Annotated in this window: 8 protein-coding genes and 3 tRNA genes; 3 read left to right on the forward strand and 8 right to left on the reverse strand. The window is 59.9% G+C overall.

What is annotated here, in order from left to right:
- Positions 1-43: 43 nt before the first annotated feature.
- The 8 genes from lon to J5X93_RS17570 form a co-directional block, all read right to left on the reverse strand.
- On the reverse strand, positions 44-2,440 hold the full coding sequence (gene lon, locus J5X93_RS17535; RefSeq protein ID WP_043213489.1) for an endopeptidase La: 2,397 nt from the start codon (positions 2,438-2,440) through the stop codon (positions 44-46).
- Positions 2,441-2,594: 154 nt separating this feature from the next.
- Entirely contained in the window at positions 2,595-3,878 is a 1,284-nt protein-coding gene (gene clpX, locus J5X93_RS17540; protein ID WP_043213487.1) for an ATP-dependent Clp protease ATP-binding subunit ClpX, read from the reverse strand.
- Between the two features lie 108 nt (positions 3,879-3,986).
- Complete coding sequence (gene clpP, locus J5X93_RS17545; RefSeq protein WP_043213484.1) at positions 3,987-4,628, reverse strand: ATP-dependent Clp endopeptidase proteolytic subunit ClpP; 642 nt, start codon at positions 4,626-4,628, stop codon at positions 3,987-3,989.
- 92 nt (positions 4,629-4,720) lie between these two features.
- Positions 4,721-6,034 (reverse strand): trigger factor, encoded by a 1,314-nt coding sequence (gene tig, locus J5X93_RS17550; protein WP_070573986.1) that lies wholly within the window; start codon positions 6,032-6,034, stop codon positions 4,721-4,723.
- A 249-nt stretch (positions 6,035-6,283) separates the two neighbouring features.
- Positions 6,284-6,583 carry a DUF6388 family protein gene (locus J5X93_RS17555; protein WP_043213478.1) on the reverse strand — a complete coding sequence of 100 codons (300 nt, stop codon included), beginning with the start codon at positions 6,581-6,583 and terminating at the stop codon, positions 6,284-6,286.
- Between the two features lie 190 nt (positions 6,584-6,773).
- Positions 6,774-6,858 (reverse strand) — tRNA-Leu (locus tag J5X93_RS17560).
- 56 nt (positions 6,859-6,914) lie between these two features.
- A tRNA-His gene (locus J5X93_RS17565) sits at positions 6,915-6,990 on the reverse strand.
- A gap of 51 nt (positions 6,991-7,041) precedes the next feature.
- A tRNA-Arg gene (locus J5X93_RS17570) sits at positions 7,042-7,118 on the reverse strand.
- A 288-nt stretch (positions 7,119-7,406) separates the two neighbouring features.
- On the opposite strand from J5X93_RS17570, the gene folD reads away from it, so the two are divergent.
- The 3 genes from folD to J5X93_RS17585 all read left to right on the forward strand — a co-directional run bounded on the left by folD (position 7,407) and on the right by J5X93_RS17585 (position 14,740).
- On the forward strand, positions 7,407-8,261 hold the full coding sequence (folD, locus tag J5X93_RS17575) for a bifunctional methylenetetrahydrofolate dehydrogenase/methenyltetrahydrofolate cyclohydrolase FolD (protein ID WP_043213476.1): 855 nt from the start codon (positions 7,407-7,409) through the stop codon (positions 8,259-8,261).
- A gap of 136 nt (positions 8,262-8,397) precedes the next feature.
- Positions 8,398-13,188 carry an NEL-type E3 ubiquitin ligase domain-containing protein gene (locus tag J5X93_RS17580; RefSeq protein WP_250033750.1) on the forward strand — a complete coding sequence of 1,597 codons (4,791 nt, stop codon included), beginning with the start codon at positions 8,398-8,400 and terminating at the stop codon, positions 13,186-13,188.
- Between the two features lie 238 nt (positions 13,189-13,426).
- The gene (locus tag J5X93_RS17585) at positions 13,427-14,740 is read left to right on the forward strand and encodes a C4-dicarboxylate transporter DctA (protein WP_043213472.1); all 1,314 of its coding nucleotides are present in this window, start codon (positions 13,427-13,429) and stop codon (positions 14,738-14,740) included.
- Positions 14,741-14,802: the final 62 nt, after the last annotated feature.

Below are 14,802 nucleotides of genomic sequence, written 5' to 3' on the forward strand. Positions count from 1 at the left end.
CCCCGAAAAAACTGTCAAGGAAAGCCCCCCAGCGAAATACGTACTAGTGCGTGCTAATTCTTTCCTTAGCATCGCCGTCGCGCTTTTCATCTTTCGCGACAATCTCCGGAGCCACATCTGGCAAGGGCTCCGGGGCGTATTGCAGCGCAATTTGGAGGACTTCGTCAATCCATTTGACCGGTTTGATCTGAAGATCCTGTTTGATATTTTCCGGAATCTCCTTCAGATCACGAACGTTTTCCTCTGGAATGATCACCGTCTTGATCCCACCGCGGTGTGCCGCGAGGAGTTTTTCCTTCAAGCCACCGATGGCCAGAACCTGGCCACGCAGGGTGATTTCACCGGTCATGGCCACATCGGCGCGCACCGGAATCTGGGTAAGTGCCGAGACCAGCGCCGTGCACATGCCGATACCCGCACTTGGGCCGTCCTTAGGGGTAGCGCCCTCGGGCATGTGGATGTGCACATCGTGCTTCTCGTGGAAATCGGCGGCGATGCCCAGACTGCGGGCACGGCTGCGTACCACGGTCTGCGCGGCGGTGATCGATTCGACCATGACGTCGCCCAAAGAGCCGGTCTTGATCAACTGGCCCTTGCCGGGGATGACCACGGCTTCGATGGTAAGCAGTTCGCCGCCCACCTGGGTCCAGGCAAGGCCGGTGACCTGACCGATCTGATCCTGCTGCTCTGCCAGGCCGTAGCGGAACTTGCGCACGCCCAGCAGATGTTCGAGCTGCTCGCCGGTCACCTTGACCTTGAGCTGCTTCTCGCCGGTGTGCTCCTTGACCACCTTGCGGCAGACCTTGGCGATCTGGCGCTCCAGACCGCGCACGCCGGCTTCGCGGGTGTAGTAACGAATGATGTCGCGGATCGCCGTGACATCGATCTCCAGTTCACCCTTCTTCAGGCCATTGGCCTTCACTTGCTTGGGCGTCAGGTACTTGACCGCGATGTTGATCTTCTCGTCCTCGGTGTAGCCCGGCAGGCGGATGACCTCCATCCGGTCGAGTAGCGCCGGCGGAATGTTCATCGAGTTCGAGGTGCACAGGAACATCACGTCCGAGAGGTCGTAGTCGACCTCCAGGTAGTGGTCGTTGAAGTTGTGGTTCTGCTCAGGGTCGAGCACTTCCAGCAATGCCGAGGCGGGATCGCCGCGCATGTCGCTGCCCATCTTGTCGATCTCGTCGAGCAGGAACAGCGGGTTGCGTACACCCACCTTGGTCATTTTCTGAATCAAACGACCCGGCATGGAACCGATGTAGGTGCGACGATGGCCTCGGATCTCGGCTTCGTCACGCACACCGCCCAAGGCCATGCGCACGAACTTGCGGTTGGTAGCAGCCGCGATCGATTCGGCCAGGGAGGTTTTACCAACGCCAGGTGGACCTACCAGGCAAAGCACAGGGCCGCGAATCTTCTTCACGCGCTTCTGCACAGCGAGATATTCAAGGATGCGTTCCTTGACCTCTTCCAGGCCATAGTGATCGGCATCGAGGATTTCCTCGGCCTTGGCCAGGTCCAGACGTACTTTGCTCTGGGCTTTCCAAGGCACCTGCACGAGCCAGTCCAGGTAGGAGCGAACCACAGTGGCCTCTGCGGACATCGGCGACATCTGCTTGAGCTTGTTCAGCTCGGCCTGGGCTTTGGCCAAGGCGTCCTTGGGCAGGCCAGCAGCTTCGATACGCTTCTTCAGCTCCTCGGCTTCGTTGTGGCCCTCGTCGCCATCGCCGAGCTCCTTCTGAATGGCCTTCATCTGCTCATTCAGGTAGTACTCGCGCTGGCTGCGCTCCATCTGCTTCTTGACCCGGCCACGGATACGCTTCTCGACCTGCAGCAGGTCGATCTCTGCATCGAGCAATGCCAGGACATGTTCGACCCGGGTCGGTAGATCGACAATTTCGAGGATTTCCTGCTTCTGCTCGATCTTCAGGGCCATATGGGCGGCCATGGTGTCGACCAGGCGGCCGGGCTCTTCGATACTGTTGAGCGAGGACAGGACTTCAGCCGGGACCTTCTTGCCCAACTGGACGTACTGCTCGAACTGCGACAGCAACGTGCGCACGAAGACTTCCGACTCGCGCTCGGCGGCCTCGACTTCATCGATCAGGGTGACTTCGGCACGGACATGCCCTTCCACTTCCGTGAAACGCTCGACGGCGCCGCGCTGCTCGCCCTCGACCAACACCTTGACGGTACCGTCGGGTAGCTTCAGCAATTGCAGGACAGTGGCAATGGTACCGACGCGATACAGGGCATCTTCGCCCGGGTCATCGTCGGCAGGATTCTTCTGGGCCAGCAGGAGGATCTGCTTCTCGCCCGTCATCGCCGCCTCAAGGGCTTCGATGGACTTCTCGCGTCCCACGAACAGCGGGATGACCATGTGCGGATAAACAACGACATCGCGCAATGGCAAAAGAGGCAAGTCGAGGGTGGTCTTCATGATTTCGCCTCTACAGCGGCCTTATGGCCGGAAACCGGTGGAAATGATGCTTGGACCTAATGTGGGGGCAGGTCCATAAAATTACAAGCGTTGAGATCGGAAAAGCAGAAAGGGGCCCATAGGCCCCTTTCTTGCTCGACTTGGCTTACCCGACTCAGGCGTCAGGTGCGGCCTTGGCTTGCGGCTCGCTGTTCTCGTAGATCAGCAAAGGCTGTGAGGTGCCATCGATGACGCTCTCGTCGATCACCACCTTGCTGACATCCTTCTGCGAAGGAATCTCGTACATGGTGTCAAGCAGCACGCCTTCGAGGATCGAACGCAGGCCCCGGGCGCCGGTCTTGCGCTCGAGCGCCTTGCGAGCAACCGCCTTGAGCGCGTCGCTACGGAACTCGAGGTCCACATCTTCCATCTCGAACAGCTTGGCATACTGCTTGGTCAAGGCGTTCTTCGGCTCGGTGAGGATCTGCATCAGTGCAGCCTCATCCAGCTCGTCGAGGGTTGCCAGCACCGGCAGACGGCCGACGAACTCCGGAATCAGGCCAAACTTGACCAGATCATCCGGTTCGACCTCACGCAAGGACTCGCCGACCTTCTTGCCTTCCTGCTTGCTGCGCACTTCAGCGCCAAAACCGATGCCACCTTTGGTGGAGCGGTTCTGAATGACCTTTTCCAGGCCCGAGAACGCACCGCCGCAGATGAACAGGATATTGCGGGTATCAACCTGCAGGAATTCCTGTTGCGGATGCTTGCGACCACCCTGAGGCGGCACGGAAGCCACAGTCCCTTCGATCAGCTTCAACAGCGCCTGCTGCACGCCCTCGCCCGACACGTCGCGAGTGATCGACGGGTTGTCCGACTTGCGCGAGATCTTGTCGATCTCATCGATATAGACAATGCCCATCTGGGCCTTTTCCACGTCGTAGTCGCACTTTTGCAGCAGTTTCTGAATGATGTTCTCGACGTCCTCACCCACGTAACCGGCTTCGGTCAAGGTGGTGGCGTCGGCGATGGTGAACGGTACGTTCAACAGGCGTGCAAGGGTTTCGGCGAGCAGGGTCTTGCCCGAGCCAGTCGGCCCGATGAGCAGGATGTTGCTCTTGCCGAGTTCGACTTCGTCGCCCTTCTTGTCACGCTGGTTCAGGCGCTTGTAGTGGTTGTACACCGCTACGGACAGCACCTTTTTCGCGCGCTCCTGACCAATGACGTACTGGTCCAGGATACCGCTGATTTCTTTCGGCGATGGCAATTTGTGCGCGTTGCTTTCGGCCTGGGCTTCCTGCACCTCCTCACGGATGATGTCGTTGCACAGGTCGACGCACTCGTCGCAGATAAATACCGAGGGCCCGGCAATCAATTTGCGCACTTCGTGCTGGCTTTTGCCGCAGAAGGAGCAATAGAGCAATTTGCCGCTGTCCTCGCCGTTACGGGTGTCAGTCATTCGATCGATCCAATCCGGTAGGCATGAAACACAAGATGAAGGCAATTGCGGGCTTTTTCAAGTCCGCAGGTAGGCGCCAACGGCGCCCACCCGCTCTGGCACCTTGGTTCAGGACGCCAGTTGCCGCTTGTCGTAGACCGAGTCGATCAGGCCGTACTCGGCCGCGCGCGCGGCACTCATGAAGTTGTCGCGTTCGGTGTCGCGCTTGATGGTCTCGAGATCCTGGCCAGTGTGATGGGCCAGCAGCTCGTTCAGACGCGCCTTGATGTTGAGGATTTCCTGGGCATGGATCTCGATATCGGTCGCCTGGCCCTGGAAGCCACCCAATGGCTGGTGAATCATCACGCGCGAGTTCGGCAGGCAGTGACGCTTGCCTGCAGCGCCGGCCGCCAGCAGGAATGCGCCCATGCTGCAGGCCTGACCGATGCAGATGGTCGAGACGTCCGGCTTGATGAACTGCATGGTGTCGTAGATCGACATGCCGGCGGTGACCGAACCACCCGGCGAGTTGATGTACAGATGGATATCCTTGTCCGGGTTTTCCGCTTCAAGGAACAGCAGTTGTGCCACCACCAGGTTGGCCATGTAGTCCTCTACGGGACCAACCAGGAAAATCACACGCTCCTTCAATAGGCGCGAGTAGATGTCGTAGGCGCGCTCGCCACGGGCGGACTGCTCGATAACCATCGGGACCAGACCGCCCGCGGCCTGGATGTCGGAGCTCTGTTGAATATAAGAATTGCGGGACATGTCCTGCACTCACTCCCAAATAGTCATGGCTTGAATACGCACAAGCCAGCTCGAAGGCTGGCTTGTGGGGGTTTCCTACGAGAGAAGACCTATCACTCAGCGGCGGCAGGAGCCTGTGCTGGCTTGACAGCTTCTTCGTACGAGACCGACTTGTCGGTCACAGTCGCTTTCTGCAGGACAGTATCTACAACTTGTTCTTCCAGCACAACCGAACGGACTTCGTTCAGTTGCTGGTCGTTCTTGTAGTACCAGGAGATGACCTGCTCCGGCTCTTGGTAGGCCGAGGCCATTTCCTCGATCATTTCGCGGACCTTGGCGTCGTCCGGCTTCAGCTCGAACTGCTTGACCACCTCAGCAACGATCAGACCCAAGACCACACGGCGCTTGGCTTGCTCTTCGAACAGCTCGGCCGGCAGTTGCTCTGGCTTGATGTTGCCGCCGAACTGCTGAACAGCCTGCACGCGCAGACGGTTGACTTCGTTCTCCAGCAGAGCCTTCGGCACTTCGATCGGGTTGGCAGCCAGCAGACCGTCCATGACCTGGTTCTTGACCTTGGCCTTGATTGCCTGACGCAGCTCACGCTCCATGTTCTTGCGAACTTCGGCGCGGAAGCCTTCCAGGGTCGATTCCTTGATGCCGAACTGGGCGAAGAAGGCTTCGTTCAGCTCAGGCAGCTGAGGTGCCGAAACGCTGTTGACGGTGATGGTGAACTCGGCAGCCTTGCCGGCCAGGTCCAGGTTCTGGTAGTCCTCAGGGAAGGTCACGTTGACAACGCGTTCTTCGCCCGCTTTTGCGCCAACCAGACCGTCTTCGAAGCCTGGGATCATGCGGCCGGAGCCCAGCACCAGCTGGGTGCCCTTGGCCGAACCACCCGCGAAAGCTTCGCCGTCGATCTTGCCAACGAAATCGATATTGACCTGATCGTCGTTCTGGGCGGCACGTTCAACGGCCTCGAAACGTACGTTCTGCTTGCGCAGCACTTCCAGCATGTTGTCCAGGTCCGCGTCAGCGACTTCGGCGCTCAGGCGCTCGACCTTGATCGACTCCAGGCCGCTAACGGTGAACTCTGGGAAGACTTCGAAGATGGCGACGAATTCCAGGTCCTTGCCTTTTTCGAAGGACTTGGGCTCGACAGCAGGAGCACCAGCCGGGTTCAGCTTCTGCTCGACGATGGCTTCGTAGAAGGAAGCCTGGACCAGGTCACCGAACGCTTCCTGACGGGCATCGGCCTCGAAACGCTGACGAATGACGCTCATCGGCACCTTGCCTGGGCGGAAGCCGGCGACCTTGGCGCGCTTGGCAGTCTGCTGCAGACGCTTGTTGACTTCGTTCTCGACGCGCTCGGCCGGAACGGCGATGGTCATGCGGCGCTCGAGAGCGGAAGTGTTTTCAACAGAAACTTGCATGGATATTCCTCGTTGCACAGACGTTAGCCGGCGATAGCCCGACTCCAGAATCAAGGGCAAGCATTCTAGTGACTCGCGCATCAGAAGTCACCCCACCCCAGATGACGGAGAACCACACCGGTCAATTTCATTGAAGGCCCCGCACGGCGCGCCGCCGAAGCCCCCGCGTATCGCTTGCACGCAACGGCGGTTGCACGTCGCTTGCGCTGTAAAAACTTGTCAAACAATGCAGCTATATAAAGGCAGAGCTCAGTCGGAGTCGATCTCGTTGAACTGGCAATACTCTTCCCAGCTCATCCCTAGCGCCTCGGCCACCTCACGGTGCACCTCCAAGCGCATGACTTGCAGCTCCTCGGGGCTTTGAGCGATCAATTGCAATGCCAGCTCCCAAGGCTCGACACCCTGCTCTTGCGCAGCATCCTCGAACGCCCACTGGATCTGCTGGGCCTGTTCATGCGCACCAAGCTCGCGGATCTCCTCGAGCAATTGCGGATTGGCCTCAGCGAAACGCTGCAGTGCCAATGCCTGGCGAGCTTCTTTTGCAATCATGCGACAGCTCCTATATCGGGCCCGCTTGCCCTATTTCAACCGGCTGAAATCTAACAATTTTTGCCCGAGCAGCACCAGTACCACACGCCGGGCACTGATGCTTGAAGAAACTGCAGACAATAAAAAAGCCGCTCCAGGCGGCTTCTTTATGGGTTTAGCGCGACTCAACGAAAGGCGGCAAAACCAAGGATGGTGCGGACGAAGAGACTCGAACTCTTACAGCTTGCGCCGCTGGAACCTAAATCCAGTGTGTCTACCAATTTCACCACGTCCGCGTGGAGCACTTAAAGCAAAGGCGCCAGATTATACAATCAAGGCGCCTTCGAGAATATGGGGTGGACGATGGGAATCGAACCCACGACAACTGGAATCACAATCCAGCGCTCTACCAACTGAGCTACGCCCACCATATTGCGGTATTGCGTCAAAACATCACTTGCTGTGCCAAAGCTGCCTAATGGCGCACCCGGCAGGACTCGAACCTGCGACCATCCGCTTAGAAGGCGGATGCTCTATCCAGCTGAGCTACGGGCGCATATTCAATCTGCTTTCTGTTACGATTGCAAATCAACTTTCAGCCGTACCGAACAAGCTAGCAAATCCGCTCATTCTGCCTGACCTTGCTAACCAGTGCTAGGCTCTGCCCGACAAGTGCGACGAATGTTATAGACGAGCCGGAAGGTCGTCAACACTTTTTTCAAAAAAATTTAGTTTATTTAAGGGGTTAGGGGATTTGGCCGACCACCCGCCTTTGCCCTCGGGCCGTGTCGTGCGAGAATGCGCCCTCTTTTATGTTCCCTTCTCGATGGTTAATCACGCGTCTATGACTGCACACCTAATCGATGGCAAGGCGATCGCCGCCAACCTGCGCCAGCAGATCGCTCAACGTGTCGTGGAGCGTCGCCAGCAGGGCCTGCGTACCCCAGGCCTGGCGGTGATCCTGGTCGGTACCGACCCTGCTTCCCAAGTCTATGTTTCGCACAAGCGCAAGGACTGCGAAGAGGTCGGCTTCATTTCCCAGGCTTTCGACCTGCCCAGCGAGACTTCGCAGCAAGCCCTGACCGACCTGATCGACCGCCTCAATGACGATCCGGCCGTCGACGGCATTCTCCTGCAATTGCCACTTCCGGAGCATCTGGATGCCTCGCTGCTGCTCGAACGCATCCGCCCAGATAAAGACGTCGACGGTTTCCACCCCTACAACATCGGCCGCCTGGCCCAGCGCATTCCGCTTCTGCGCCCCTGCACACCAAAAGGCATCATGACCCTGCTGCAAAGCACCGGTCAGGACCTGTACGGCATGAACGCTGTAATCGTCGGCGCCTCCAACATCGTCGGTCGCCCGATGGCCATGGAGTTGCTGCTGGCCGGCTGCACCGTCACCGTCTGCCACCGCTTCACCCAAGACCTGCCTGGCCACGTAGGCCGTGCTGACCTGGTGGTAGTCGCCGCCGGCAAACCGGGCCTGGTCAAGGGCGAATGGATCAAAGAAGGTGCGATCGTCATCGACGTCGGCATCAACCGCCAGGAAGATGGCAAGCTGGTGGGCGACGTGGTCTTCGAGACCGCCCTGCCCCGCGCCGGCTGGATCACGCCTGTACCGGGCGGCGTAGGCCCGATGACCCGTGCCTGCCTGCTGGAAAACACGCTTTACGCGGCAGAAGAACTGCACAAGTAGTTCGCCCTCTGCACCAACGGCACCTCTCGAGGTGCCGTTTTTCTTTCCGGGCACGACCGGTCCGCGGTACTTATCTAACCCTTGCGCTTCCTCGCATCGCCCTAGGCTCGCCGCTTCTGATATCAGAGGTACCGCCATGAGCCTATCGCACTTCAGCTTCATAGACGCCCGCCTGCCAGGCTGGCTGAAATCAGCTACCCCAGCCCAACGCCAACGACTTGAACAACACATACGCCAGAGCCATCAGGCCACCCGCGCGCTGGATCGGGCACTGAAACAGGTGCAGCCCATCGACGACTTCTGCCGTCCGTTGCTCGACGATGCCATGTCCCACTGGTACCCCGACCGAGAGCTGCCCGCGCCTGACCAAGGGTGGCTCTGGAACAACGCCGAAAAGCGCGACATGTCGTGGCTCGAAGCGGCCCTGCAGAACTTCGACAGCGACACATCAGTGACGCTGTATCTTTCCAAGAACGCCCCCGGCCCGATGGCCGTGGACAGCACATTGTTCGTGAAAGGCGCTCGGAACCTGGACCTGGGACAACGCTACCGCAATCATCTGGCCGAACATGTCGATACCCCAGTGTTTCGCAGCCTGGTACTTCAGCAGGATCGCACAGCCTTCGAAGCCGATACGACAATGGCCGAGCTGCAAAAGCATCTCGATAGCCGAGGCCGGATGCTGGCAGATGCCGCGCTGGCCGGCGAATCGTTCCTGCTTCACAGCGATGGCAAACCCTGGCCACTGGAGTGCGGGTACCTGGAGCTGTGCGGGACGCCTTTGTATGGCCCCTTACTGATCCGCCAGCAGCCCATCGCGGATGTAGAACCGTGTCTGTTGTATTTGCCTGGTCACCCACGCCAGCCACTGCGTCAATATGGCTCGCTGCGAGCAGCAGGCAAGGCGCTGACTCGACTGCTGCGCAAAGACAACGAGCGGCGCTTCTTCATGCGTTATGTCGCCCATGCCGAGCAACCTGGATTGGCGATCCAACTACGCCAGACCTTGTTTCCGCGATATCCCTACAAAGATCTGCAAACGGTCACGCCGGTACTTGAAGAGGGTCACTCTTTCAACTGGCTCAAGCGCCTGTTCCCCGCTCCGCGCGACCTATGGCAGCCGACATTAGACAAGAACGCCCGCTTGCCGCTTGCGTTCAAGCAATGGCCTGACGAATGTTTCAGCGCCCGCGCACGGACCCGGGTCGAGCTCATGCTACGCAACGCCGCCGACATCGCCGTGCCGGTCGCCCAGCGAGACGCCGCAGCCCAACTGGCCCGCATCGAAGGTTGGCTAGGGGTCGGTTTGTCGGTACTGAACATGGCCGGTTTTTTTGTTCCCGGGCTCGCCGAGGTCATGCTAGTGATTGGCGGCGCGCAACTGGTCGATGAGTTTCTCGAAGGCGTACATGCGGCAAACGAGTCAGATGCCGATGCGGCCATCGGTCATCTGTTCTCGGTCGTGGAGAACCTTCTTCAGGTAGCGGCGCTTGGCGCTGCCGGGCAGTTCATCGAGCCCCAAGGCACCCTGCACGCTTGGTCCCGCATCGGCCATGGCGATCAGCAACGTCTTTGGCATGGCAATCTGGAGCCGTTTGCACGTACTTCCCCTCCACAATTGCCGCCCAACCTTGACCCCTACCTCTTCCAAGGCCGTCATTGGATCACGCTGGACGGCCGGCACTACCCGGTCGAGGCCACTCCAGAGGGCGGTTGGCGACTGTGCGCAGCCAAGGGACATCGCCATCAACCTTCACTGCTGGGCAATGGCGAAGGGACCTGGCTGCTGGACCACGAGCGACCTTTGGCTTGGGACGACGACACCCTGTTGCGCCGACTCGGCCCGGCCATCGACAGCCTGGACACCTCGACACTCCGAAAGGCCCTACGCTGCAGTGGCTATGAAACGGCCGACTTACGCCAGACCTTGGTCGAGCACCGCCCGCTGCCTGCGTTGCTGCTGGAGAGTCTGGAAGCCTTCGGCGCCGCTATCGAGCCGAGACCAGCTGTCTTTACCCAGGAGGATGCGCTCCTCGCCCAGGACTTTCCTTCACTGAGCCCAACACTGCGTCGGGAAATTCTGGCCCAAGCCCGGCCCCGTCACTTGAGCCAGATGCAGCGCACTGGCCGGATACCGCTCAATGTGTCCGAAACCGCTCGCCTTTACCTGCGGGCGTCACGCATCAACCGCGCGCTGGTGGCCTTTCATCAGGCCAGCGACAGCCTCGAAGATCGCGATGCATTGGTGTTCGGTGCGCTGCAACGGCTTTGCGGATGGTCTGGCCAAGTACATCTCGAGCTGCGCGAAGGTCGTCTGGGTGGTTCACTGCTGGAGACGGCAGGTGCAGCACAAGCTCCACTCAAGATCCTCGTACGCCGCGCCGATGGCTATGAGCCGTTCGACAAGGACGGCCAGAGCCTGGCCAACCGAGACAACCTGTTCCGAGCGATCCTCCAGGCCCTCCCCGACAGCGAACGCGACAATCTGGGCCTGCAGATCCATGAGTCGGAGACTTTGCGCGACCGACTTTTCGATCTGGCGACCGCAGACCGGGAGCAGGCCGCCCGTGACCTTGGCATGCAGCCTGTCCGCCCCTGGTACCGCCTGCCCACACGACTGCCGGGCAGCCCTCGCCTTGGCTATGCCTTGAGTGGTCGTGGCCGGGGCTGGTTGACCGCTGATGAGCAGTTCGATCAATTGTTCCCTTCCAACCTGGACAATGATCGGGAAACACTACGCGCCCGGCTGCGTGAACAGACCGGTCACGACCCCATCGCCTTCAACCGTCTGATGCAGAATCTGCGTGACCAATACCGACAACTGGATAGCACCTTGCAAGGCTGGGTTCATGACACCGACGGCATCGCCGCCGATGAAGCCCAGGAACGCAGGACTGCGCGCCAAGCCACGGCCGAACGCATCCGCCGGGCGTGGCGACGAGAAAACAACGACGCCAATGGGAGCCTCGACGAGGTCATCCTGAGCATCGATGCAGAGTACCTGGGCGCCTTGCCATCCCTGCCGGTACAACTGCCACAGGTTCGCCAGCTGAACGTAACCGGCTTGTGGCGGGGCGGTACCGATAGCCTGGGCGCATTCCTTGCCGCCTTTCCCCAGGTTCGCGAACTGGAGCTCAGCGAAAACGGTTTGTACACGCTGCCAGAGCAATTGGGCGGGCTGACGGACGTCCAGTTGCTGGACCTTTCGGAGAACAACCTCGACCTGTCCATTGACGCCAATCTGTCCATCCTGGGCCGACTGACCAAGCTTCGCGCCCTGAACTTGAGCAGCGCTATTGGAGACCTACCGGTAGCCGCGCTGGAGCAGCTTGCGCAACTGCCCAACCTGATGGGGCTGCAGGCCGAAATGAACGAGCTGTTCCTCGGCGCCGAGCACTTCCAGGCACTGCAACGCTGGCCCGCACTGGTCGAACTGAGCCTTGGCCACAACGACATCACCCTGGATAACGCAAGCCGTGCAGCCTTGGCGCAGTTGAGCCGGTTGCGCATCTTGTTCCTGCAGGAAAATCCCTTGGATCTTGCGCCAGACATCACCGGCTGGACGCATCTGGAACGGTTGGACCTGGAGCAGACCGGCATTGCTGAATGGCCAGCCGGCATCGAAGCGTTGCTCGGGCAGCGACCGCTGACCCTGCGCGCCGTGGACCTGAGCAACAATCAGTTGCACGACGCACCTGATCTTCGCGATAGCGCATTCGCTACTGCGGTCAGGGCAGGTGAAGCCGAGATGTACCATGCCTTCCAGAACAATCCCTTCAGTGAGCAGGCCCTGCAACGACTCAACGATGCCGGTCTGCCAACCGCTGCGCGGGTCGATCATTTGGATTGGCTTGCCGCAGTGCCGCAAGCCGTCGGCGATCATGTCGCGGCCACATTGCAGGAGCCTGAGTGGCGACCGCTGTATGAGCTCTTTCGACGTGTCGAAGACACCCGGGACTATCAAGCCAGCCCGAACGCCATGCGTCGACGCATGCACGTCATCGTCGAGCGGCTATCTGCACGCGAAGGCGACAATCTCTGGGGCCAGGCCCAAGTCCATGAACGCATCATCGACCTGATCAACGAAGCCGCTCACGGCTGCGTCGACCAGGCCAGTCTGCTGTTCCAGCAAGTCGAGACGCAGGTCCTGGTATGGCAGCAGTCGCTCAACGCCGCCCCAGGGGATGCCAGCGACAAGGTGGCCATTTCCATTTGCCGCTCACTGCTGCGCCAACAGCTGCTGGACGAGCGCATCAGTGATCTCTATGACGCACGGGTTGCCAGGCGCAAGGCGCTCATTGCGGGACGCTCCGCCGACGAGACGCCCCTGCACGCTGTAGACGATATCAGTGACACGCAATTGCGCGAACCCACCTTTCTACTCGACGAACTGGAAATGGCACTGCATGCCAGGATGCGATTGCGCGAGCGCCTGGAACTCCCTCCACAACCCGGCGAGATCAGTTTCGACTACCTTGCACAGCTGAGCCCGGCCACGCTGGACCAACTCGCTCAGATGATCACGACCCAAGCGGATATTCCTCGACTGGTCCAATGGGCCGACGAGCAACCGTTCTGGCGAGACTGGATCAAGCGCTTGCGCCAACAGGCATTCGAACATCTGGCCAACGAATGGGATGGTGCCAGCGCCTATTTCGACACGCTCAGCGAACCAGGCGAAGTCAGCACCTACACAGGTCCCCAGGTACCTCCGAGCTTCATCGATGCACTGGAGCGTGAACGCCCGGACATTGCCTGGCGGCAAAACGGCGCGGTGCAACGTATCGACTTGGTTTCCAGCCACTATCGCGACGAAGGCGCCCTTTATAACCGCGCAGCCCAACTGCTGCTGCAAACGCGCAGGGATGCCGACACAGCATTGATTCGCCAACTTACCGAGACCCTGGCCAAGACGTATTTGGCCTGACGACACGGTGGAGTGCCGGCGCACTCCACCGCAGCCCTTCAAACCCCCGAGTTAGAGCTATGGGCGCCGAAAAGCGCCAACTGGTCAGACCGGTAAGGCCAAAAAACCTTGCAAAAGGGCTTTTTTCGCGGTTTTATGATCCCGCACTGACCATACCGGTAAGACCACAATAATTAAGTCCTGCGCTCTTTCGCCGTCGCCGGCACCGAAGCAAGGACACCGATCAGAGATCCCTCCCATGCTCAAATGGTGCTCGCGTTCGATCTTCCTCCAAGTCGTGCTAGGCCTCGCCCTTGGCATCGCTTGTGGCCTCAGCTTCCCCGAAGTGTCCCTGCAGCTAAAACCCTTGGGTGACGGCTTCATCAAACTGATCAAGATGCTCATCGGTCTGATCGTCTTCTGCGTGGTGGTCAGCGGCATCTCCGGCGCGGGCGATCTCAAGAAGGTCGGGCGCATTGGCTTGAAGTCAGTGATCTACTTCGAAGTGCTCACCACCATCGCCTTGGTGATCGGGTTGGTGTTCGCCTTCACCAGCGGTATCGGCAGCGGCGCCAACATCCATCTTGAACAGTTGTCCAGCGCCGACGCCGCCAGCCTGGCCGAACGCAGCCAGCACATCCACGGCGCCACGGCCTTCTTCATGGATTTGATCCCGACCTCGGTGATCGGCGCCTTCGCGGACAACAACATCCTTCAAGTCTTGCTGTTCTCGGTACTGTTCGGCAGCGCACTGAATCTGGTGGGCGAATCCGCCTCCGGCATATCGCGGCTGATCAACGAACTCAGCCATGTGGTGTTCCGCATCATGGGCATGATCGTGCGCCTGGCACCGCTGGGCGTGTTCGGCGCCATCGCCTTCACCACCAGCAAGTACGGTCTGGAGTCGCTGCAGCACTTGGGCGGCTTGGTCGCGCTGTTCTACCTCACCTGTGCGGGCTTCGTGCTGATCATCCTCGGCACCGTAATGCGCCTGTCGGGCCTGAAGCTGCTGCCGTTCATCAAATACCTGCGTGAAGAGCTGACCATCGTGCTGGGCACCGCCTCCTCCGACGCCGTGCTGCCGCAGATCATGCGCAAGCTCGAACACTTGGGTATCGGCAGCTCCACTGTGGGTCTGGTGATCCCTACCGGGTATTCCTTCAACCTCGATGGTTTTTCCATCTACCTGACCCTGGCAATCGTGTTCATCGCCAACGCCACGGGCACGCCGCTGGCCATGACCGACCTGCTGACCATTCTGCTGGTATCGCTGGTGACGTCAAAAGGCGCACATGGCATCCCAGGCTCAGCCTTGGTGATCCTCGCAGCCACCCTCACCGCGGTACCGGCCATTCCTGTGGTGGGCTTGGTGCTGGTGCTGGCGGTGGACTGGTTCATGGGCATTGGCCGGGCATTGACCAACCTGATCGGCAACTGCGTCGCTACCGTGGCCATCGCCCGCTGGGAGCGAGACATCGACCTGGAGCGTGCCAACAACGTGCTGGCCGGTAAGCCGGGCTTCGCCCCGACCCCGCGCAAGCAACCCCCTCATGCACACCAGCAGGAATTTTGAAAACCGCAGCGGCCGGCACTGAGCCGGCCGCCAGGAGACATGATGCAACTAGGGAGCGAACC

The organism is Pseudomonas sp. BYT-1, from assembly GCF_023611805.1.
Classification (GTDB): Bacteria; Pseudomonadota; Gammaproteobacteria; order Pseudomonadales; family Pseudomonadaceae; genus Aquipseudomonas; species Aquipseudomonas guariconensis.

Bases quoted from the DNA above. Each gene is read 5' to 3' on its own strand.
- folD (WP_043213476.1), top strand. From the start codon at position 7,407: ATGACTGCACACCTAATCGATGGCAAGGCGATCGCCGCCAACCTGCGC.
- tig (WP_070573986.1), bottom strand. From the start codon at position 6,034: ATGCAAGTTTCTGTTGAAAACACTTCCGCTCTCGAGCGCCGCATGACC.
- J5X93_RS17585 (WP_043213472.1), top strand. From the start codon at position 13,427: ATGCTCAAATGGTGCTCGCGTTCGATCTTCCTCCAAGTCGTGCTAGGC.
- J5X93_RS17580 (WP_250033750.1), top strand. From the start codon at position 8,398: ATGAGCCTATCGCACTTCAGCTTCATAGACGCCCGCCTGCCAGGCTGG.
- J5X93_RS17555 (WP_043213478.1), bottom strand. From the start codon at position 6,583: ATGATTGCAAAAGAAGCTCGCCAGGCATTGGCACTGCAGCGTTTCGCT.
- clpX (WP_043213487.1), bottom strand. From the start codon at position 3,878: ATGACTGACACCCGTAACGGCGAGGACAGCGGCAAATTGCTCTATTGC.
- lon (WP_043213489.1), bottom strand. From the start codon at position 2,440: ATGAAGACCACCCTCGACTTGCCTCTTTTGCCATTGCGCGATGTCGTT.
- clpP (WP_043213484.1), bottom strand. From the start codon at position 4,628: ATGTCCCGCAATTCTTATATTCAACAGAGCTCCGACATCCAGGCCGCG.